The 22038-nt window shown below is 63.3% G+C and carries 18 protein-coding genes; 11 read left to right on the top strand and 7 right to left on the bottom strand.

The genetic code is table 11. The features are described 5' to 3' along the window. Window positions 1-74 precede the first annotated feature (74 nt). Window positions 75-1259 carry a thiolase family protein gene (locus Q6A48_RS00750; RefSeq protein WP_304551158.1) on the top strand — a complete coding sequence of 395 codons (1185 nt, stop codon included), beginning with the start codon at window positions 75-77 and terminating at the stop codon, window positions 1257-1259. A 139-nt stretch (window positions 1260-1398) separates the two neighbouring features. Here Q6A48_RS00750 and Q6A48_RS00755 read toward each other — a convergent pair whose 3' ends face one another. After that, window positions 1399-1596 carry a DUF6316 family protein gene (locus tag Q6A48_RS00755; protein WP_304551159.1) on the bottom strand — a complete coding sequence of 66 codons (198 nt, stop codon included), beginning with the start codon at window positions 1594-1596 and terminating at the stop codon, window positions 1399-1401. 190 nt (window positions 1597-1786) lie between these two features. Between Q6A48_RS00755 and Q6A48_RS00760 the strand changes: the two genes are divergently transcribed. Further along, window positions 1787-2749, top strand: coding sequence for a DMT family transporter (locus tag Q6A48_RS00760; protein ID WP_304551161.1), 963 nt, complete (start codon window positions 1787-1789; stop codon window positions 2747-2749). Window positions 2750-2881: 132 nt separating this feature from the next. Here the strand turns inward: Q6A48_RS00760 and Q6A48_RS00765 are convergent, their stop codons facing one another. After that, window positions 2882-4276 (bottom strand): class II fumarate hydratase, encoded by a 1395-nt coding sequence (locus Q6A48_RS00765; RefSeq protein WP_304551163.1) that lies wholly within the window; start codon window positions 4274-4276, stop codon window positions 2882-2884. A gap of 191 nt (window positions 4277-4467) precedes the next feature. On the opposite strand from Q6A48_RS00765, the gene Q6A48_RS00770 reads away from it, so the two are divergent. From Q6A48_RS00770 to Q6A48_RS00800, 7 genes are all read left to right on the top strand, one after another. Continuing rightward, window positions 4468-4986, top strand: a complete 519-nt coding sequence (locus tag Q6A48_RS00770; RefSeq protein ID WP_304551165.1) for a DUF2059 domain-containing protein — start codon at window positions 4468-4470, stop codon at window positions 4984-4986. A gap of 12 nt (window positions 4987-4998) precedes the next feature. Further along, entirely contained in the window at window positions 4999-5298 is a 300-nt protein-coding gene (locus Q6A48_RS00775) for a BolA family protein (protein WP_014337210.1), read from the top strand. A gap of 289 nt (window positions 5299-5587) precedes the next feature. Next, complete coding sequence (trhO, locus tag Q6A48_RS00780) at window positions 5588-6529, top strand: oxygen-dependent tRNA uridine(34) hydroxylase TrhO (RefSeq protein WP_304551170.1); 942 nt, start codon at window positions 5588-5590, stop codon at window positions 6527-6529. A gap of 3 nt (window positions 6530-6532) precedes the next feature. Next, entirely contained in the window at window positions 6533-7168 is a 636-nt protein-coding gene (locus Q6A48_RS00785; RefSeq protein ID WP_304551171.1) for a DsbA family protein, read from the top strand. Beyond that, the gene (locus Q6A48_RS00790) at window positions 7161-8987 is read left to right on the top strand and encodes an ABC transporter ATP-binding protein (protein ID WP_304551172.1); all 1827 of its coding nucleotides are present in this window, start codon (window positions 7161-7163) and stop codon (window positions 8985-8987) included. The genes Q6A48_RS00785 and Q6A48_RS00790 overlap by 8 nt, the downstream gene beginning before the upstream one ends. A gap of 190 nt (window positions 8988-9177) precedes the next feature. Further along, window positions 9178-11637, top strand: coding sequence for an EAL domain-containing protein (locus Q6A48_RS00795; RefSeq protein WP_304551174.1), 2460 nt, complete (start codon window positions 9178-9180; stop codon window positions 11635-11637). 77 nt (window positions 11638-11714) lie between these two features. Then, window positions 11715-12485 (top strand): iron-containing redox enzyme family protein, encoded by a 771-nt coding sequence (locus Q6A48_RS00800; protein ID WP_369811644.1) that lies wholly within the window; start codon window positions 11715-11717, stop codon window positions 12483-12485. Window positions 12486-12686: 201 nt separating this feature from the next. Here Q6A48_RS00800 and Q6A48_RS00805 read toward each other — a convergent pair whose 3' ends face one another. The 5 genes from Q6A48_RS00805 to Q6A48_RS00825 form a co-directional block, all read right to left on the bottom strand. Next, a complete protein-coding gene (locus Q6A48_RS00805; protein ID WP_304551176.1) occupies window positions 12687-13613 on the bottom strand; it encodes a GGDEF domain-containing protein in 927 nt (308 codons plus the stop codon). Window positions 13614-13975: 362 nt separating this feature from the next. Then, window positions 13976-14716, bottom strand: a complete 741-nt coding sequence (locus Q6A48_RS00810; RefSeq protein WP_304551177.1) for a YciK family oxidoreductase — start codon at window positions 14714-14716, stop codon at window positions 13976-13978. 221 nt (window positions 14717-14937) lie between these two features. Then, window positions 14938-15609 (bottom strand): N-acetylmuramic acid 6-phosphate phosphatase MupP, encoded by a 672-nt coding sequence (mupP, locus tag Q6A48_RS00815; protein WP_304551179.1) that lies wholly within the window; start codon window positions 15607-15609, stop codon window positions 14938-14940. Between the two features lie 4 nt (window positions 15610-15613). Next, a complete protein-coding gene (gene ubiG / locus Q6A48_RS00820) occupies window positions 15614-16312 on the bottom strand; it encodes a bifunctional 2-polyprenyl-6-hydroxyphenol methylase/3-demethylubiquinol 3-O-methyltransferase UbiG (RefSeq protein WP_304551181.1) in 699 nt (232 codons plus the stop codon). A 62-nt stretch (window positions 16313-16374) separates the two neighbouring features. Then, window positions 16375-17706, bottom strand: a complete 1332-nt coding sequence (locus tag Q6A48_RS00825; protein ID WP_304551183.1) for a TRZ/ATZ family hydrolase — start codon at window positions 17704-17706, stop codon at window positions 16375-16377. A 106-nt stretch (window positions 17707-17812) separates the two neighbouring features. Here Q6A48_RS00825 and mtnA point away from each other — a divergent pair, with 106 nt between their 5' ends. Beyond that, entirely contained in the window at window positions 17813-18889 is a 1077-nt protein-coding gene (gene mtnA, locus Q6A48_RS00830; RefSeq protein ID WP_304551185.1) for an S-methyl-5-thioribose-1-phosphate isomerase, read from the top strand. 443 nt (window positions 18890-19332) lie between these two features. Then, window positions 19333-21999, top strand: coding sequence for a DNA gyrase subunit A (gene gyrA, locus Q6A48_RS00835; RefSeq protein ID WP_304551186.1), 2667 nt, complete (start codon window positions 19333-19335; stop codon window positions 21997-21999). Window positions 22000-22038 lie beyond the last annotated feature (39 nt).

The following is a 22038-nucleotide window of genomic DNA, read 5'->3' on the forward strand; positions in this document are numbered from 1 at the left end:
GATCGTCGCGGTTGGTTATGCAGTGGATCTATGCTCGATCCACTCTCAACCGACAACAACAATGGGGAAGCGCCATGCGTGAAGTGGTGATCGTCGATAGCGTACGAACCGGCCTGGCCAAGTCTTTCCGGGGCAAGTTCAACATGACCCGCCCGGACGACATGGCGGCACATTGCGTCAACGCGTTGCTGACGCGCAATGACATCGACCCGGCCAGCGTCGAGGACTGCATCGTCGGCGCCGGTTCCAATGAAGGCGCCCAGGGCTACAACATCGGCCGCAACGTCGCGGTGCTCTCACGGCTGGGCACCGGCACCGCCGGCATGACTCTCAACCGCTTTTGCTCCTCGGGCCTGCAAGCCATCGCCATCGCGGCCAACCAGATCGCATCCGGTTGCAGCGACATCATCGTGGCCGGTGGCGTGGAGTCCATCAGCCTGACGATGAAAAGCGTCAACACCGACAACCTGATCAACCCGTTGCTCAAGGAACAGGTGCCGGGCATCTATTTCCCCATGGGCCAGACGGCCGAGGTGGTCGCCCGGCGCTACCAGGTCAGCCGCGAGCAACAGGACCGCTACGCCTTGCAGAGCCAGCAGCGCACCGCCAAGGCCCAGGCTGCCGGGCTGTTCACTGACGAAATCGTTCCCATGCAGGTCAAGTACCGGGTCGAGGACAAGCACACCGGTGCGGTGCAGATCCTCGAGGGCGTGGTCGATCACGACGACTGCAACCGCCCGGACACCACCTATGAAAGCCTCGCCGGGCTGAAACCGGTCTTCGCCGAGGACGGTTCGGTCACGGCGGGCAATTCGTCGCAATTGTCCGACGGCGCGTCGATGACCCTGGTCATGAGCCTGGAAAAAGCCCTGGCGCTGGGGCTCAAGCCCAAGGCGTTCTTCCGGGGCTTCACCGTGGCCGGTTGCGAACCGGACGAAATGGGCATCGGCCCGGTGTTCTCGGTGCCCAAGCTGCTCAAGGCCAAGGGTTTGCAGGTGGCCGATATCGACTTGTGGGAACTCAACGAGGCCTTCGCCTCCCAGTGCCTGTACAGCCGCGACCGGCTGGAAATCGATAACGAGAAGTACAACGTCAACGGTGGCTCCATCTCCATTGGCCACCCGTTCGGCATGACCGGCTCGCGACAAGTGGGGCACCTGGTGCGTGAACTGCAGCGGCGCGGCCTGCGCTATGGCGTAGTGACCATGTGCGTCGGCGGCGGGATGGGGGCGACGGGGTTGTTCGAGGTGGTGAAATAGTCTCGGGCTTATGGCATGAGCGGCTTTTGTGGCGAGGGCGCTTGCTCCCGCTCGGCTGCGAGGCAGGCGCCAACGGTCGATTCGGTTTACTGACGGGCCGGGGCTGCGCGCCCCAGCGTGGGCGAGCGCCCCCAGGCCACTAGCTGGCCACCTGGGTCAGTTGCAACATTCGCTTGATGTACTCCGCCACTTCGCGTTCCGCTGTCTCACGGTCGGCGAAGGGTCCCTCATGGGTACCTTCCCGCGTACTGAAATAGAATTGGCCGTTCACCCGGCAAATTCGGTCACTGGGGAAGACCATCGCGGGGACGACGTCTTCGGCACGTTTGCCAAGCATGAGAGGCTCCAGGGGAAGGCGAAAGCTGATGGAGTGAAGTTTATGTGTTGCCATCGATGGGCGCTTGGATAGCCGATAGGCGGCAATGTGCCATGCGTCATCATGAACTGTTAGTGACCAACTGTCCCTGTGTTGACCTGTGATCCATGTCTAGAATAGACGCTCTTTTGTCCTGGGCTTCGAGGATTGCATGCATATTTCGTCCGGTCGCTGGGTCTATGGCCTGTTCCTCGCCTTGCTGACCGCCCTGTTGTGGGGAATCCTGCCGATCAAGCTCAAGCAAGTGCTGCAAGTGATGGACCCGGTCACCGTGACCTGGTTTCGCCTGCTGGTGTCCGGCGGCCTGCTGTTCATCTACCTCGGCGCCACCCGCCGCCTGCCAAGCCGCCGGGTGCTCGGGCCCCGGGGCGGTTGGCTGGTGGCGATGGCGGTGCTGGGGCTGGTAGGCAATTACGTGTTGTACCTAATGGGCCTGAACCGCCTGAGCCCCGGCACCGCGCAGCTGGTGGTGCAGATGGGCCCGATCATGTTGCTGGTGGCCAGCCTGTTCGTCTTCAAGGAGCGCTTCAGCATCGGCCAGGGCATTGGCCTGGCGGTGCTGCTGATCGGCTTCGCGCTGTTTTTCAACCAGCGCCTGGTCGAGCTGCTCACCTCGCTGAGCGAATACACCGCCGGGGTCCTGCTGGTGTTGCTGGCGTCCACGGTCTGGACCTTCTATGCCCTGGGGCAGAAGCAACTGCTGACGGTGTGGAATTCGCTGCAGGTGATGATGGTGATCTACCTGTTTTGCGCGTTGCTGCTCACGCCGTGGGTGCACCCCCTGGAAGCGCTGCAACTGAGCCCGCTGCAAGGTTGGCTGCTGCTGGCCTGCTGCCTCAACACCCTGATCGCCTATGGCGCGTTTGCCGAGGCCCTGGCCCATTGGGAGGCGTCGCGGGTCAGCGCGACGCTGGCGATCACCCCGCTGGTGACCTTCGCTGCCGTGGCGTTGGCGGCCTGGTGGTGGCCCGACTACGTGCACGCCGAGCAGATCAACCTGCTGGGGTATGGCGGGGCGGTGCTGGTGGTGTTGGGGTCGGCGCTGGTGGCGCTGGGGCCTTCGCTGGTCGCCGGGCTGAGGGCGCGGCGCGAGCGTTTGGCTGTAGAGCGGTAGTCCGCGTTACCGTTCTTCGCGAGCAAGCCCGCTCCCACAGGGGATTTGTGTCGAGCACGCAATTTGTGCTCGAGGAAATCGAATGTGGGAGCGGGCTTGCTCGCGAAAGCTGACGCTCAGTCAATACAAGGCTCAGCCCTGGCTACCGGCTTCCAGCATGTTCTCCGGCCTGACCCAGGTGTCGAACTCTTCGTCGGTCAGGTACCCCAGCTGCAACGCCGCTTCACGCAGGGTCAGCCCTTCGCCGTAGGCTTTCTTGGCGATTTCGGCGGACTTGTCGTAGCCGATGTGCGGGTTCAATGCGGTCACCAGCATCAGCCCGCGCTCCAGGTGCGCGGCCATCTGCTCGGCGTCCGGTTCGAGGCCGGCGATGCAATGCTGCTGGAAGTTGCTGCAGCCATCGGCCAGCAGCCGGATCGACTGCAACAGGTTGTGGATGATCACCGGCTTGAACACGTTCAACTGCAAATGCCCCTGGCTGGCGGCGAAACCGATGGTCACGTCGTTGCCCAGCACCTGGCAAGCCAGCATCGACAGGGCCTCGCACTGGGTCGGGTTGACCTTGCCCGGCATGATCGAGCTGCCCGGTTCGTTGGCCGGCAATTTCACCTCGGCGAATCCGGCCCGTGGCCCGGAGCCCAGCAGGCGCAGGTCGTTGGCGATTTTCATCAGGGTCACCGCCAGGGTTTTCAGCGCGCCGGACAAGGCTGTCAGCGGCTCGTGGCCCGCCAGCGCGGCAAACTTGTTCGGCGCGGTGACGAACGGCAGGCCGGAAAGCGCCGCGAGCTCGGCGGCGATGGCTTCGCCAAAGCCATGGGGTGAATTGAGCCCGGTGCCCACCGCCGTGCCGCCCTGGGCCAGTTCGCAGACCGCTGGCAACGCGGCGCGGATCGCGCGCTCGGCATAGTCGAGCTGGGCGATGAACGCCGACAGCTCCTGGCCGAACGTGATGGGCGTGGCGTCCATCATGTGGGTGCGACCGGTCTTGACCAGCTTCAGGTGGCGAGCCGCCAGCTCCGCCAGCCCGCCAGACAATTCGCTGATGGCCGGCAACAGTTGCTTGTGGACAGCCTGGACGGCGGCGATGTGCATCGCCGTGGGGAAACAGTCGTTGGAGCTCTGGGAGCGGTTGACGTGATCGTTCGGGTGGACCGGGGTCTTGCCGCCGCGGGGGTTGCCCGCCAGCTCGTTGGCGCGCCCGGCGATCACCTCGTTGACGTTCATGTTGCTCTGGGTACCGCTGCCGGTCTGCCAGACCACCAGCGGGAACTGGTCGTCGTGCTGGCCGTCCAGCACTTCGTCGGCGGCCTGTTCGATCAGCCGGGCGATGTCGGCGGGCAAGTCGCCGTTACGGTCATTGACCCGGGCGGCGGCTTTCTTGATCAGCGCCAGGGCATGCAGCACCGACAGCGGCATGCGCTCGTTGCCGATGGCGAAGTTGATCATGGACCGCTGTGTCTGGGCGCCCCAATAGGCGTCGTCGGGGACTTCAACCTGGCCCAGGCTGTCGGTTTCGGTACGGCTCATCGGGTCAAACTCCTTTAAGGCTGAATGCGCAGTTTAGGCCCGGATGGGCGGCGCCGGTTCCCTCAATCTAGAGGCGGCGGTCGCGGCCCGTCAATCGGCGCCCCGGTGCGTCGGGGTTGAGGCCCGGCGTTTATTAGGCGCAGAATGGTCGCCCTTGGGGTTTTACCTCGCCTGTAATGAAAGGAAACTCGATGACCCGTCTTCGTGCCATCTGTACCGCAGTTGCTCTGGTATGTGCCAGCGGCCCTGTTTTCGCCGATACCGCCAGCCACAACGCCAGCGCCGAAGCGTTCCTGACCCTGGCGCACGCTGACAAACTGGGCACCCCGGTGTACATGCAAGTGCAGCAGATGTTTGCCCAGCGCTTCGAACAGACCAAGGCCCCCGAGTCTAAGAAAGCCACCCTGGAAACCTACCAGGCCAAGGCCAACGCCGCGCTGGACCAGGCCATCGGCTGGAACAAGCTCAAGCCGGACATGGTCAAGCTCTACACCAGCAACTTCAGCGAATCGGAGCTCAAGGACCTGGTGGCGTTCTACCAGTCTCCGCTGGGCAAGAAAGTCCTGGAGAAAATGCCGCAGCTGACCCAGCAATCGGCCCAGCTGACCCAGGCCAAGCTTGAAAGCGCCGTGCCGGTGGTCAACAAGCTGCTGGCGGACATGACCGCCGAGCTCGAGCCGAAAGCCGCCGCGCCGGCCAAGAAAAAGTAGTCGGAGCCCGGTATGAGCATGCAGCAACGCATCGAATCGACGCTCGGGCTGTTGCAGCCCGAGCACCTGCAAGTGCTGGATGAAAGCCACATGCACAGCCGTGGGCTACAGACCCACTTCAAGGCCGTGGTGGTCAGCCAGCAGTTCGAAGGGCTCAATCGCGTCAAACGACACCAGAAGGTCTACGGCACGCTGGGCGAGCTGATGGGCGAGTTCCACGCGTTGGCGCTGCACACCTACACCCCCGAGGAGTGGGCGCAGATCGACGCGGCCCCGGCTTCGCCGACCTGTGCCGGTGGCAGCAAGCACTGATCGGTCTGCTGTGGATGGCAAAGCCTTGAGTCTGTGGGAGCAAGGCTTGCCCGCGATGAAGTTGATGCGGTCTCTCAGAAACTGAGGTGTCTGCATCGCGAGCAAGCTTTGCTCCCACAGATTCAGGCTTTGCCCCCAACCAAGTGATCCTCACAGCACTGTTGCCCACAGCAATCGCTGTCTGCAACCCCCCTGTTTTTGCTAGAATCCGCCACGCGCCGCTCACCCGGCGCGTTTTTTTTCGTATCCGGTTCACCCTTTGCGAGGGTAGCCACCTGGAGAAATACCCATGACACAACCCATTGTCGTGGCGGCACTGTATAAGTTCGTCACCCTTGAAGACTACGTCGAGCTGCGCGAGCCGCTGCTCAAGGCCATGCTCGATAACGGCATCAAAGGCACGTTGTTGATCGCCGAGGAAGGCATCAATGGCACTGTCTCCGGCTCCCGTGAAGGCATCGACGGGCTGCTGGCCTGGCTCAGGAACGATCCGCGCATGATCGACATCGACCACAAAGAGTCGTATTGCGACGAGCAGCCGTTCTATCGCACCAAGGTCAAGCTCAAGAAGGAAATCGTCACCCTCGGCGTCGAAGGCGTGGACCCGAACAAGCAGGTCGGCACCTACGTCGAGCCCCAGGACTGGAACGCGCTGATCAGCGATCCGGAGGTACTGTTGATCGATACCCGTAACGACTACGAAGTGTCCATCGGCACCTTTGAAGGGGCGATCGACCCCAAGACCACCAGCTTTCGCGAGTTCCCCGACTACATCAAGGCCAACTTCGACCCGGCCCGCCACAAGAAGGTCGCGATGTTCTGCACCGGCGGCATTCGCTGCGAAAAGGCCTCCAGCTACATGCTCGGCCAGGGTTTCGACGAGGTCTACCACCTCAAGGGCGGCATCCTCAAATACCTGGAGGAAGTGCCCCAGGAGCAGTCCAAGTGGCGTGGCGACTGCTTCGTGTTCGATAACCGCGTCACCGTTCGCCACGACCTCAGCGAAGGCGACTACGATCAATGTCATGCCTGTCGTACACCGGTGAGCGTCGAGGACCGTGCCTCGGAGCACTATGTGCCGGGTATCAGTTGCCCGCATTGCTGGGACACGCTGAGCGAGAAAACCCGTCGCAGCGCCATCGACCGGCAAAAGCAGATCGAGCTGGCCAAGGCCCGCAACCTGCCGCACCCGATCGGCTACAACTACAAGCAGTCATCTTCCGAGGCTTGAACCATGGCGCCACGCCTGCTCTACGTGATGGACCCGATGTGTTCCTGGTGCTGGGGGTTTGCACCGGTGGCCGAGGCGCTGGTGGAGCAGGCGCAGGCAGCCGGGGTGGAGTTGCACCTGGTGGTGGGCGGCTTGCGCACCGGCAGCGGGTCGGCGCTGGAGCCGACGACCCGGCGCTACATTCTCGAACACTGGCAGGCCGTCACCCAGGCCACCGGCCAGCCGTTCAAGCTGGAAGGCGCGCTGCCGGACGGCTTTGTCTACGACACCGAGCCGGCCTGCCGCGCCGTGGTCACCGCCCGCACCCTGGCGCCGGACCTGGCCTTCAACCTGCTGAAGCTGATCCAGCAGGCGTTTTATGTGCAGGGTCGCGACGTCACCCACGCCAGTGTCCTGGTGGAGCTGGCCGAACAGGCCGGGCTGCCGCGCATCGAGTTCGCCGCGGCCTTCGACCGGGCCGAGCAGCACGCGGCCACTGCCGCCGATTTCACCTGGGTGCAGGACTTGGGGATCGCCGGGTTCCCTACACTGCTGGCCGAGCGCGACGGCCAACTGGCGCTGTTGACCAACGGCTACCAGCCCCTGGAGCTGCTCTCGCCGTTGCTGGGCCGCTGGTTGGAGCGCGCCGCCTGTGCCTGACCGGCCGGAGCAGTCGTCGGCCGCACAACGCATCGATCGGTTGAGCTGGGCCGAAATCCGGCGCCTGGCCCTCAAGCACAAGAAAGCCCTGTGGATCGCCAACGCCGTGGCGGTGCTGGCGACCCTGTGCAGCGTGCCGATTCCCTTGCTTTTGCCGCTGTTGGTGGATGAAGTGCTGTTGGGGCGCGGCGATGCGGCCTTGAAGGTGATGAACCAGGTCTTGCCGGCGGGATGGCGGCAGGCGGCCGGTTATATCGGCTTGATGTTGCTGGTGACCCTGGCCCTGCGTTGCGGTGCGTTGCTCTTCAACGTATTGCAGGCGCGATTGTTCGCCCGGTTGGCCAAGGACATCGTCTATCGCATCCGCATCCGCTTGATCGAACGGCTCAAGCGGATTTCCCTCGGCGAGTACGAAAGCCTGGGCAGCGGCACCGTGGCGGCCCACCTGGTCACCGACCTGGACACCGTCGACAAATTCGTCGGTGAAACCCTCAGCCGTTTCCTGGTGGCGATGCTGACCCTGGTGGGCACCGCCGGGATCCTGGTGTGGATGCACTGGAAGCTGGCGCTGCTGATCCTGTTGTTCAACCCGCTGGTGATCTACGCCACGGTGCAACTGGGGAAAAGGGTCAAGCACCTCAAGAAACTGGAGAACGACAGCACGTCGCGTTTCACCCAGGCCCTGACCGAAACCCTGGACGCCATCCAGGAGGTGCGGGCCGGCAATCGTCAGGGCTTTTTCCTCGGACGCCTGGGCCTGCGGGCCAGGGAAGTTCGCGACTATGCCGTGAGTTCGCAGTGGAAAACCGATGCCTCCAGCCGCGCGACGGGCCTGCTGTTCCAGTTCGGCATCGATATCTTTCGCGCAGCGGCCATGCTCACCGTATTGTTTTCGGACTTGTCGATCGGGCAGATGCTCGCGGTGTTCAGCTACCTGTGGTTCATGATCGGCCCGGTGGAGCAGTTGCTCAATCTGCAGTACGCCTTCTATGCGGCGGGCGGCGCGTTGTCGCGGATCAATGAACTGCTGGCCCGGGCCGACGAGCCGCAGTACCCCGGCGGTACTGACCCGTTCAAGGGCCGTGATACGGTGGGCATCGACATCCACGGGCTGGTTTTCGGCTACGGCGAGGAACGGGTGCTCAACCAGCTGAACCTGTCCATCCGGCCTGGCGAGAAAGTCGCCATCGTCGGGGCCAGCGGTGGCGGCAAGAGCACCCTGGTGCAACTGTTGTTGGGCTTGTACACGCCGCAATCGGGCACCATCCGTTTCGGCGGTGCGACCCAGCAGGCGATCGGCCTGGAAACCATCCGCGAAAACGTCGCGGTGGTGTTGCAGCATCCGGCACTGTTCAACGACACGGTGCGCGCCAACCTCACCATGGGCCGCGCGTGCAGCGACGATGCCTGCTGGCGTGCGTTGGAAATCGCCCAGCTCGACGCCACCGTGCGCGCACTGCCCCAGGGCCTGGACAGTGTCGTCGGGCGTTCCGGGGTACGGCTGTCGGGTGGCCAGCGGCAACGGCTGGCCATCGCCCGCATGGTCTTGGCGGATCCGCGAGTGGTGATCCTCGATGAAGCCACTTCGGCGCTGGACGCGGCCACCGAGTACAACCTTCACCAGGCCCTGGCGCGTTTCCTCAGTGGACGCACCACGCTGATCATCGCCCACCGGCTCTCGGCGGTAAAACAGGCCGACCGTGTCCTGGTGTTCGATGGGGGGCAGATCGCCGAGGACGGCGACCATTTGCAGTTGATTGCCGAAGGTGGCTTGTACGCTCGGCTCTACGGTCATTTGCAGCAGATACAGCAGCCTTGAGTTTCCGGCACTTTTCTGTGCTTAGTATCCAAAAAAAATCAGCCAGACACTCCGACGTCACTGAATTTCCAGCCAAAGCCCCTCGATTCGTCCAAACCGGCGTTCCAAGGATCGAAAACTAGCCTAGGCTCTGGGATTAGCAGCGGATTTCTCGCGGGTGCTTATCGGCAACGCCTGTGCAAGGGACCTCATGAAGCAAAAGCAGACTCTCGGAACGCCTCGGTTGTTGGGCATCGTCTGGCCCTTTATTGCCGTTGTGCTATTTCAGGCATTGCTTGGCGGCGTGAGTCTCTATGTATTGTCGGCGGTTCGCGGCTACGTGGCGGGGGAGAGTCTCTGGTCCAAGGGCCAGAAAGACGCCATCTATTACCTCAATCTCTACGCCGACAGTCGCGACGAAACCATTTTCCTCAAGTACCAGCAGGCCATTGCCGTTCCCGAGGGCGGCCATGAGCTGCGGGTGGCGCTGGACCGCCGTCCACCGGACCTGGAAGCGGCCAGGGCGGCCATCCTCAAGGGCGGCAACCACCCGGACGACGTGGCGAGCCTGATCTGGCTCTACCTGAATTTTCGGCACTTCAGCTACCTGGAAGAGGCCATCGACCTGTGGACCGTGGGCGACGGCTACCTGATCGAGCTGGATAACGTCGCCCGGCAGATGCACGCCAGCATCAGCGCGGGCCAGGCATCGGAGGTCGACGTCCGGGGCTGGAAGGCGCGGATCTTCGCCATCAACGATTCCGTCACCCCGGCGGCCAAGGCGTTCAGCGATGCGCTGGGCGAGGGCTCGCGCTTCATCCTGCGGCTGTTGCTGGTGACCAACTTCGCCACGGCGCTGGGGCTGATCGTCCTGGCGCTATTGCGCACCCATAAACTGCTGGCCCAGCGGCAGGTCTTCGCCAATGCGCTGCAGCTGGAGAAGGAACGGGCGCAGATCACCCTGCAATCCATCGGCGACGGGGTGATCACCACCGATGTCGAAGGGGCCATCGCCTACATGAACCCCGCCGCCGAGGCGATGACCCATTGGAAAGCCGAGCACGCCATGGGGCTGCCCCTGGCGGCGCTGTTCAATTTGCTCGATGACAACGCCCAGGCGGAAGGGCTGACCCTGATCGAGCACATCCTCAGCGGTCGGCTCAGCGGCGCCAGCGAGCACTCCAAGCTGATCCAGCGCCTGGACGGCAGCACGGTGTCGGTCACGCTGGTGGGCGCGCCGATCCGCCACGCAGGCAAAGTCAGCGGCGCCGTGCTGGTGTTGCACGACATGACCCAGGAGCGCCAATACATCGCCAACCTGTCATGGCAGGCCACCCATGACGCACTGACCGGGCTGGCCAACCGCCGGGAGTTCGAATATCGACTCGAACAGGCCTTGCACAACCTCACGCGCCAGGTCGGGCGCCATGCCTTGATGTTCCTCGACCTGGACCAATTCAAACTGGTCAACGACACCTGCGGCCACGCCGCGGGCGACGAATTGTTGCGACACATCTGCGCTTTGCTGCAATCGGGGCTACGGGAAAACGACACCCTGGCCCGGCTGGGCGGGGACGAGTTTGGGATCCTGCTGGAAAACTGCTCGCCCGAGGCCGCGGAAAAAATTGCCGAAGGGCTGCGCCAGACCGTGCAGAACCTGCATTTCGTCTGGAAGGGGCGGCCATTCGTGACCACGGTGAGCATCGGCCTGGTGCACATCGCGCACACCCCGACGACCCTGGAGGCGTCCCTACGGGCCGCCGACATGGCCTGCTACATGGCCAAGGAGAAGGGCCGCAACCGGGTCCAGGTCTATCATGCCGACGACTCGGAGTTGTCCCTGCGCTTTGGCGAGATGGCCTGGGTGCAACGCCTGCACATGGCCCTGGAGGAAAACCGTTTCTGTCTCTATGCCCAGGAAATCGCCGCGCTGGGGCCGGGCGACCAGGGTGGCGGGCATATCGAGATCCTGCTGCGGCTGCACGACGAGGCGGGGCGGATGATCCTGCCCGACAGCTTCATTCCCGCCGCGGAACGTTATGGTTTGATGACCTCGCTGGACCGTTGGGTGGTGGAGAACGTGTTCAAGGTCATTCGCCAGTGCCTGAATGATTCGCGACAGGGGCCGATGGCGATGTGTGCGATTAATCTGTCAGGTACTACTATCGGAGATCAGGCGTTCCTCGACTTCCTGCGTAAACAATTCGCGGCCTACTCGATCCCCCCGGAAATGATTTGTTTTGAAATTACCGAGACCAGCGCTATTTCGAATTTGGGCAGTGCGATCCGCTTTATCAATGAACTCAAGAGCTTGGGTTGTTACTTCTCGCTGGACGACTTTTGCGCCGGAATGTCTTCATTCGCTTACCTGAAACATTTACCTGTAGACTTCCTGAAGATCGACGGGAGTTTCGTAAAGGATATGCTGGACGACCCGATTAACCGTGCAATGGTCGAAGTGATCAACCACATCGGCCACGTCATGGGTAAGCGCACGATTGCCGAGTTTGTCGAAACCGCCCAGATCGAGCAGGCATTGCTGGAAATCGGGGTGGATTTCGCCCAAGGGTATGTGATTGAACGCCCGCAATTGTTTACCTGCGACACGTTGCAATGTAGGCCGGCCCGGCCCCAGCCGTTGTTATTCAAGGCCCCCGGCACGTTCCGCTGAACCTCTTGTTGATCCGGAAAATCACAATCAAAAGGAGCCAGACAGTGATCGACACATTCAACCGAACAGGCCCGCTCATGGAGCCCCAAAGCTATCCGAAATGGGCGCAGCAGCTCATTCTCGATTGCAGCGAGAGCAAGCGCCGGGTTGTCGAACACGAGCTGTATCAACGCATGCGCGACAACAAGCTCAGCGCCAAGACCATGCGCCACTACCTCATCGGTGGTTGGCCGGTCGTTGAACAGTTCGCTTTATACATGGCACAGAACCTCACCAAGACTCGCTTTGCCCGCCATCCCGGCGAGGACATGGCCCGTCGTTGGCTGATGCGCAATATCCGTGTCGAACTCAACCATGCCGACTACTGGGTCAACTGGAGCGCCGCCCACGGCGTGACCCTGGAAGACCTGCAGGCCCAGCAAGTGCCTCCGGAGCTACATGCGCTGAGCCACTGGTGCTGGCACACCAGTTCGTCGGACGCGTTGATCGTGGCGATCGCCGCGACCAACTATGCCATCGAGGGCGCCACCGGGGAGTGGTCGGCCGTGGTGTGCTCCAGTGGCGTCTACGCGGCGGCGTTCCCTGAAGAAGAACGCAAGCGGGCCATGAAGTGGCTGAAGATGCACGCCCAGTACGACGATGCCCATCCGTGGGAAGCCCTGGAGATCATCTGCACACTGGCGGGCATGAACCCGAGCAAAGCCCTGCAAATGGAGCTGCGCCAGGCCGTGTGCAAGAGCTATGACTACATGTACCTGTTCCTGGAACGCTGTATGCAGTTGGAGCAGTCGGAGTCGGTGGGCAAGGCGCCAGTCACCCGTGAGCGCCTCGCGCTGGCCGGGAGCTGATACATTCTCCACCCATAGCTGAACCCAGGTGGGAGCGCGCCTGCTTGCGATGGAGTCGGACAGTCAACGGGGAGGTTGACGGCCAGGTCCTCATCGCGAGCAGGCTCGCTCCCACTGTTCTTTCACGACTGGGTCACGATCCCGTGGAAGCGAGCCTGCTCGCGAAAAGCCCGGGCTGGATGTTCAGGAAACCCGGCGGACTCAACCCGCCATCGCCAACCGATTGCGTCCCTCGCGCTTGGCCACGTACAGCGCGCCGTCGGCCCGCCGCAGCAAGCTCTCGGCCGATTCACCCGGCAGCAGGGTCGCGCAACCCAGGCTGACCGTCAGTTCGATCCGGGTGCCCCCGGCAAAGTAATCCTGGACCTGGGCGGCATGCCGCAGGCGCTCGCCGACCATGGCCGCGGCGTCCCGGCTGGTGTTGGCCAGCAGGATCAGGAACTCCTCGCCACCGTACCGGAACACCATGTCCACATTGCGCAGTTGATTCTTGATCGATTCGGCCACGGCCTTGAGCACTTCGTCGCCGACGCTGTGACCGTGACTGTCGTTGATGCGCTTGAAATGGTCGATGTCCAGCATCAGCAGCGACAGGGGCTGCGAATGGCGCTTGGCCATGTCGATTTCACGGGTCAGCGTCTGGTCCATCGCGATGCGATTGCCGGTGCCGGTCAGTGGGTCGCGCAGGGCGCTCTGGGTCGCCGCGCGGTAGAGCAAGGCGTTGCGCAGGGGATATAGCAGGGTGGAGAGCATCGCTTCCAGGTCGGCCTGTTCGGCGTCGGTGAAGCGCTGGTTGCGGCGAAACACCAGTTCGCCCAGGTGTTCGCCTTCGTGGCTGAGGTTGTAGCTGACGGTGTGGTGCCCGCGCTGGCCGAACTCCAGGCGCAGATCGCTCGGCTTGTGTTGATACGCCAGCGCATCCAGGGGCACCAGTCGCTGAACTTCGCGAAAGAACAGGCCCAGGATGCGTTGCGGCTCCAGGCTGGTCTGCAATTGCTGGCCCAGTTGCTGGCGCAATTGCGAAAGGCTGACCGTGCGTGTCGCGAGCGGCGACGGATGGCCAAGGCCCAGGCGCTGCAACTTGGCGCTGTCGAAATCAATCGCGTTCATCTGCGTGGGCGTTTTCATATGGCGTTAGCCCCTAAGCTAAATCTGTCCCGGCAGGTTGGGTGGCGGCTTTGGGCTGCGCGTCGTACTGGTCCTTCAGTCCCGTAGGACTCTGATAATAGAAGTCTAGTCCGCTTTACCTGGCCGGCTAAACCTCGTCTCAACGTCCGTTACCCGCCAGACATGGCGTGTTTTGAGGATATTTAGAGCGAAAGTCGTGCCATTCGGTTCATTTCAATGAAAACCGATTAGGAATCAAGGTCTTGGGGATGCGTGTCAGCCTGCCGGGGGGAGGTGGGGCGACGAGGGTTTGGCGGTTCGTCTGGCTGTGGGTCAGGCAAAGGCGCGTCGCGACGGGAAGTCGTCGCGACGCACCTGTGTGCTTACTGGGCGTTGAACGCCTGGCCGTTGACACCGGTACTGTCCGGCCCCATCAGGTAGAGGTAGACCGGCATGATCGCTTCGGGTGTCGGGTTGTCGAGCGGGTTTTCCCCTGGGTAGGCCTGGGCGCGCATGCTGGTGCGAGTGGCGCCGGGGTTGATGCTGTTGGAGCGCACGGCGGCGACGCTGTCGACTTCGTCGGCCAGGGTCTGCATCAGCCCTTCGGTGGCGAACTTGGACACGCCATAGGCGCCCCAGTAGGCCCGGCCCTTGCGGCCGACGCTGCTGGAGGTGAACACCACGGACGCATCCTTCGACAGCTTGAGCAGCGGCAGCAAGGTGCTGGTGAGCATGAACATGGCGTTGACGTTGATGTGCATCACCCGCATGAAATTCTCGCCGGACAACTGCTCCAGCGGCGTGCGTGGGCCGATGATGGAAGCGTTGTGCAGCAGGCCGTCCAGGTGACCGAACTCGGTCTCGATCATGGCCGCCAGTTCATCGTATTGATGGGGCAGGGCGGTTTCGAGGTTGAACGGGATGACCGCCGGCTGCGGATGGCCCGCCGCTTCGATTTCGTCATAGACCTGGGTCAGGTTGGCTTCGGTCTTGCCCAACAGCAGCACGGTGGCGCCGTGGGCGGCGTAGGCCTTGGCGGCGGCGGCGCCGATGCCGCGACCGGCACCGGTGACGAGGATGACCCGGCCCTGGAGCAGGTCGGGGCGGGCGGAATAATCAAACATGAAAGAACCTCACGAAAGATAAAAAATACGTGGTGATGCGCAATTGTGGCGAGGGGATATATCCCCGTTAGGGTGCGAAGCGCCCCCAAGAAATATCGGTCACCAAGGTGCATTAAATGGGAAAGCAGGGGGCCGCTTCGCGACCCAGCGGGGATAAATCCCCTCGCCACAGCAAGCTTCCTCGCCACAAAGGCGATGTCACACAGGTGACATCAACGGCATCAACAACCGCACAACGCGTTATCCAGCACTTCGCGCAGCGCCAACGGGTGATCGATCACCACGTCCGCCCCCCAGTGCCTGGGGTTGTCGTCCGGGTGGATATAGCCGTAGGTCACGGCGCAGGTCTTGGTGCCGGCGCTACGGCCGGACTCGATGTCCCGCAGGTCGTCGCCCACGAACAGCACGCTGGCCGGGTCCAGGCCGAGCAGCTTGCAGGCCAGGGTCAGCGGCTCGGGGTCTGGCTTGCTGTGGGTCACGTGGTCGGGGCAGATCAGCACTTTCGAGCGCTCCGCCAGGCCCAGCTGCTGCATGATCGGTTCGGCGAAGCGTACTGGCTTGTTGGTGACCACGCCCCAGATCAGGTTGGCTGCCTCGATGTCGGCCAGTACCTGTTCCATGCCGTCGAAGAGGTGGCTGTGCACCACGCACCCCTTGAGGTAGCGGTCGAGGAATTCCTGGCGCAGTTCCTCGAACCCGGGCGATTCCGGGTCCATGGAAAAGGTCACCGCCACCATCGCCCGGGCGCCGCCGGAGATCTCGTCGCGGATGTGCTGCGAGTTCATCGGCGGCAGGCCGCGGTCGGCGCGCATCGCCTGGCAGATGGCGATGAAGTCCGGCGCGGTGTCGAGCAGCGTGCCGTCCATGTCGAAAAGAACCGCTTTGAGACGCATCGCCTTACTCCTCGCGCAGGGTCTGGATCATGTAGTTGACGTCGACATCGGCGGCCAGCTTGTAGTGCTTGGTCAGCGGGTTGTAGGTCAGGCCGATGATGTCCTTGACGGTCAACCCGGCCATGCGGCTCCAGGCGCCGAGTTCGGACGGGCGGATGAATTTCTTGAAGTCATGGGTGCCGCGCGGCAGCAGCTTCATGATGTATTCGGCGCCAACGATGGCGAACAGGTAGGCCTTCGGGTTGCGGTTGATGGTGGAGAAGAACACCTGGCCGCCCGGCTTGACCATGCGGAAGCAGGCGCGAATGACCGAGGACGGATCGGGCACGTGTTCGAGCATTTCCAGGCACGTCACCACGTCGAAGCGGGCGGGCATTTCCTCGGCCAGGGCTTCGGCGGTGATCTGCCGGTACTCCACGTTGACCCCCGATTCCAGTTGATGCAACTGGGCCACCGCCAGCGGCGCTTCGCCCATGTCGATGCCCATCACCGTCGCCCCGCGCTGGGCCATGGCTTCGCTGAGGATGCCGCCGCCGCAACCGACGTCGAGCACCTGCTTGCCGGCCAGGTTGACCCGCTCATCGATCCAGTTGACCCGCAACGGGTTGATGTCGTGCAGCGGCTTGAATTCGCTTTCACGGTCCCACCAGCGATGGGCCAGGGCTTCGAACTTGGCGATTTCGGCGTGGTCGACGTTGCTCATGTGCAGATCCTCGAAAAGCTGGGAAAGTCAGGTGCCCCGAGCCGGTGGCTCAAGGGGCGTGGTTATTCGTCGTGGCCGCTGATGCGGCGCCCCCAGGCCTGGGCCATGGCGGTCAGTTGCGATTCGTCGAGGCGGGTCAGTCGGCCGTCTTCCAGTAGCGGCTTGCCGGCCACCCAGAGGTGCTTCACGCAGTCGCGCCCCGTGGCATAAATCAGTTGCGACACCGGGTCGTAGATCGGCTGCTGCGCCAGGCCCGACAGGTCGAAGGCCACCAGGTCGGCCGCCTTGCCGACTTCCAGCGAGCCCACGGTCGATTCGATCCCCAGCGCCCGCGCACCGTTGAGCGTGGCCATGCGCAAGGCCCGGTGGGCGTCCAGGGCCGTGGCGGAACCGGCCACGGCCTTGGCCAGCAGGGCGGCGGTGCGGGTTTCCCCCAGCAAGTCCAGGTCGTTGTTGCTGGCCGCGCCATCGGTGCCGATGGCGACATTGACCCCGGCTTGCCACAAACGCTCCACCGGGCAGAAACCGCTGGCCAGTTTCAGGTTCGATTCCGGGCAGTGGATCACGCTGCAGTTGCTTTCTACCAGCAAAGCCTGGTCTTCATCGCTGACCTGGGTCACGTGTACCGCCTGGAATCGCGGCCCCAGCAGGCCAAGCCGCCCCAGGCGCGCCAGCGGGCGTTCGCCTTTGCTTTCCAGGGCCTGCTGCACTTCGAAGGCGGTTTCATGGACATGCATGTGGATCGGGGCGTCCAATTCCTCGGCGATCACGCGGATTTTCTCCAGGTTCTCGTCGCCCACGGTGTAGGGCGCATGGGGACCGAATGCGATTTTGATCCGTGGATGGTGCTTGAGGTCGCCAAACAGCTCGATGCCCTGACGAATGGCATCGTCGGCACTGGCCGCGCCGGGAATCGGGAAGTCGAGGATGGGAATGGCGAGTTGTGCGCGGATGCCACTGTTGTGCACGCGCTCGCTGGCCACCTTGGGGTAGAAATACATGTCGGAGAAGCAGGTGATGCCGCCCTTGATCTGCTCGGCGATCGCCAGGTCGGTGCCGTCGCGGACGAAGTCCTCGTCGACCCACTTGGCCTCGGCCGGCCAGATGTGCTGTTCGAGCCAGGTCATCAGGGGCAGGTCGTCGGCCAGGCCGCGAAACAGCGTCATGGCCGCGTGCCCATGGGCGTTGATCAGGCCGGGGGCCAGGAGCATGCCGGGCAGTTCGCGGATTTGCGCGGCGTCACACTTGAGGGCTTCCGCCCGCGGGCCGATGAACACGATGCAGCCGTCGCGAATGCCCAGGCCATGGTTCTGGAAGACTACGCCGGCAGGTTCGACAGGCACCAACCAGCTCGGCAGCAGTAATAAGTCGAGCGCAACGGCAGGCTTGGGCATCGTGGAGCGGTTCCATGGGGTATAAAGGAGGGCGAAGTATACCCGAGCGTCTTCGCGGAGGGATCGCTATAATCGGCGGCTTTTGTTCATGAGTGCGGGGTGAAGGATGCGCGATCGTCTGTTGGCTGCGGAGAAGGTGAAGGCCATCGATTGGCGCGACGGCGTCCTGTACCTGCAGGATCTGCGCACGCTGCCGTTCGAGCAGAACTGGATCGCCTGCGCCAGCGCCGCCGAGGTGGCCGAGGCCATTGGTTCGCGAGTGGTGCGCGGCGCCCCCGTGATTGGCATCTGCGCGGCCTATGGCGTGGTGCTCGCCGCCCGCACCCGGATCGCCCAGGGCGGTGACTGGCAAGCCGCGCTGGAGGCCGACTTTGCCCTGCTCGCCGCCACCCGGCCGACGGCGGCGAACCTGTTCTGGGCGCTGGACCGGATGCGTGATCGGTTGGCCCGGTTGAAGGACCATGCCGAACCACTGGCGGTGCTCGAGGCCGAGGCCGTCGCGATCCATGAGAGCGACCGCGAGGCCAACCTGACCATGGCCCAGCTCGGCGTCGACCTGATCCGCAAGCACCAGGGCAATGCCCAGGCCATCCTGACCCATTGCAACACCGGGGCCCTGGCCACCGGCGGTTTCGGGACCGCCCTGGGGGTGATTCGAGGCGCGTTCATCGAGGGCATGGTCGAGCGGGTCTATGCCAACGAAAGCCGCCCGTGCCTGCAGGGTTCGCGCCTGACCGCGTGGGAGCTGGCCGAAGAAGGCATCCCGGTGACCGTCAACGTCGATTCCGCCGCCGCCCACATCATGAAGACCAAGGGCGTGACCTGGTTGATCGTCGGGGCCGATTGCATTACCGCCAACGGTGACGTGGCCAACCGGATCGGCACCTATCAACTGGCTGTGTGCGCGATGCACCACGGCGTGCGCTTCATGGTCGTGGCGCCCAGCTCCGCCATCGACATGAGCCTGGCCAGCGGCGAGGACATCCCGGTCGAGGAGGGCGACGGGCGCGGATTGCTGGAGATCGACGGCAAGCGCATCGGCGCCGGGGTCGAGGCCTTCAACCCGCTGTTCGATGTCACCCCGGCGGACCTGATCGATGTCATCGTCACGGAAAAGGGCATCGTCGAGCGCCCCGACACGGCGAAGCTGGCACAGTTGATGTGCCGCAAGCGGTTGCATTGAAGATTTTGGGTGTCTGATCCATTGCTTTCGCGAGCAAGCCCGCTCCCACACTGGATTCGTGTTATGTCCGAAATCTGGGGCATATAAAAACCTGTGGGAGCGGGCTTGCTCGCGAAGAGGCCTTACAGGCAACAAATATCTTGCATTTGGCCCCTTAATCTCCATTCACAGAGCCTCTAAGCCCCTCTGATCCCATATCAGCCTGTCACCGGTCAACTAACTACGCACCATGCGCATCAGGGGGATAGGTGCGTGGCGGCTCTTGTGATAACATCCGGCGGTTTCCAAGGCTGCCTCGCGAGGTGGCCTTTACTGCGCAGATCCATGGCATAACTCGTTGATTTGTCGTAAGTCGTTGCACGGCATTTGTTCTGCAGCGGCGAGCTTCGTTCGTCCCATCTGGATGTGACGAGGTTTCACCAGAAAAAGGAATCAGGCTTCTCATGGGCGAACTGGCCAAAGAAATCCTCCCGGTCAATATCGAAGACGAGCTGAAACAGTCCTACCTCGACTACGCAATGAGCGTAATCGTCGGGCGGGCGCTGCCCGATGCGCGCGATGGCTTGAAGCCCGTGCACCGGCGCGTGCTGTTCGCGATGAGCGAGCTGGGCAACGACTTCAACAAGCCGTACAAGAAATCCGCCCGTGTCGTCGGTGACGTGATCGGTAAGTATCACCCCCACGGCGATACCGCCGTGTACGACACCATCGTCCGGATGGCCCAGCCATTTTCCCTGCGCTACCTGCTGGTAGACGGCCAGGGCAACTTCGGTTCGGTGGACGGCGACAACGCCGCGGCCATGCGATACACCGAAGTGCGCATGACCAAGCTGGCCCACGAGCTGCTGGCCGACCTGCACAAGGAAACCGTGGACTGGGTGCCGAACTACGACGGCACCGAGATGATCCCGGCAGTCATGCCGACCCGCATCCCCAACCTGCTGGTCAACGGTTCCAGCGGTATCGCCGTGGGCATGGCGACCAACATCCCGCCGCACAACCTCGGTGAAGTCATCGACGGTTGCCTGGCCCTCATCGACAATCCCGAGCTGAGCGTCGATGAGCTGATGCAGTACATCCCCGGTCCCGACTTCCCGACCGCGGCGATCATCAACGGTCGCGCCGGCATCATCGAGGCCTACCGCACCGGCCGCGGCCGCATCTACATGCGCGCCCGCTCCACCGTCGAGGACATCGACAAGGTCGGTGGTCGCCAGCAGATCGTCATCACCGAGCTGCCCTACCAGCTGAACAAGGCCCGCCTGATCGAGAAAATCGCCGAGCTGGTCAAGGAAAAGAAACTCGAAGGCATCACCGAGCTGCGTGACGAGTCCGACAAGGACGGCATGCGCGTCGTGATCGAGCTGCGCCGTGGCGAAGTGCCCGAGGTGATCCTCAACAACCTCTACGCCCAGACCCAGCTGCAAAGCGTGTTCGGCATCAACATCGTCGCGCTGATCGACGGCCGTCCGCGGATCCTGAACCTCAAGGACCTGCTGGAAGCCTTCGTGCGCCATCGTCGCGAAGTGGTTACCCGTCGTACCGTGTTCGAGCTGCGCAAGGCCCGCGAGCGTGGTCACATCCTCGAAGGCCAGGCCGTCGCCCTGTCGAACATCGACCCGGTGATCGCCCTGATCAAGGCGTCGCCGACCCCGTCGGAAGCCAAGGAAGCGCTGGTCAGCACGCCGTGGGAATCCAGCGCGGTGATGACCATGGTCGAGCGCGCTGGCGCCGATTCCTGCCGCCCGGAAAACCTCGATCCGCAATACGGCCTGCGCGACGGCAAGTACTTCCTGTCCCCGGAGCAGGCGCAAGCCATCCTGGAACTGCGCCTGCACCGCCTGACCGGCCTGGAGCACGAGAAGCTGCTGGCCGAGTACCAGGAGATCCTCAACCAGATCGGCGAGCTGATCCGCATCCTCAACAGCGCCACGCGCCTGATGGAAGTGATCCGCGAAGAACTGGAAGTGATCCGCGCCGAGTATGGCGACGTGCGCCGCACCGAGATCCTCGATGCGCGCCTGGACCTGACCCTGGGCGACATGATCCCGGAAGAAGACCGCGTGGTGACCATTTCCCACGGCGGCTACGCCAAGACCCAGCCGCTGGCTGCCTACCAGGCCCAGCGTCGCGGCGGCAAGGGCAAGTCGGCGACCGGCGTCAAGGACGAGGACTACATCGCCCACCTGCTGGTCGCCAACAGCCACACCACGCTGTTGCTGTTCTCCAGCAAGGGCAAGGTGTACTGGCTCAAGACCTACGAGATCCCCGAGGCCTCCCGTGCCGCCCGCGGCCGGCCGCTGGTCAACCTGCTGCCGCTGGACGATGGTGAATACATCACCACCATGCTGCCGGTCGAGGAGTACACCGAAGGCCACTACATCTTCATGGCGACCGCCAACGGCACCGTCAAGAAGACCCCGCTGGAATCCTTCAGCCGCCAGCGCAGCGTCGGCCTGATCGCCCTGGAACTGGACGAAGGCGACGTGCTGATTTCCGCGGCCATCACCGACGGCGAGCGTGAAGTCATGCTGTTCTCCGACGGTGGCAAGGTGACCCGCTTCAAGGAATCCGATGTTCGTGCCATGGGCCGTACCGCCCGCGGTGTGCGCGGCATGCGCCTGCCCGAAGGGCAGAAGCTGATTTCCATGCTGATCCCGGAAGAAGGCAGCCAGATCCTCACCGCTTCGGAGCGTGGCTATGGCAAGCGCACCGCCATCAGCGAGTTCCCCGAGTACAAGCGTGGCGGCCAGGGCGTGATCGCCATGGTCAGCAACGAGCGTAACGGCCGCCTGGTCGGCGCGGTCCAGGTACTGGACGGCGAGGAGATCATGCTGATCTCCGACCAGGGCACCCTGGTACGTACGCGGGTCGACGAAGTGTCGAGCCTGGGCCGTAACACCCAGGGCGTGACGCTGATCAAGCTGGCCAGCGACGAGACGCTGGTGGGCCTCGAGCGGGTCCAGGAGCCATCGGAAGTCGAAGGCGAGGAACTGGAAGGCGAAGACGACGCGACGTTCGACGGCACCCTGGGTGCCGATGCAGGCGACCTGGCGGGCGACGAACCCTCGCTCGACGCGGCTGCAGACGAAGAAGAACCGCAGGACTAAGCGGGCACGCAAGGGGGGCGGATGAAGATTCGCCCCTTG

Source organism: Pseudomonas citrullilanati (assembly GCF_030580855.1).
GTDB lineage: Bacteria > Pseudomonadota > Gammaproteobacteria > Pseudomonadales > Pseudomonadaceae > Aquipseudomonas > Aquipseudomonas citrulli.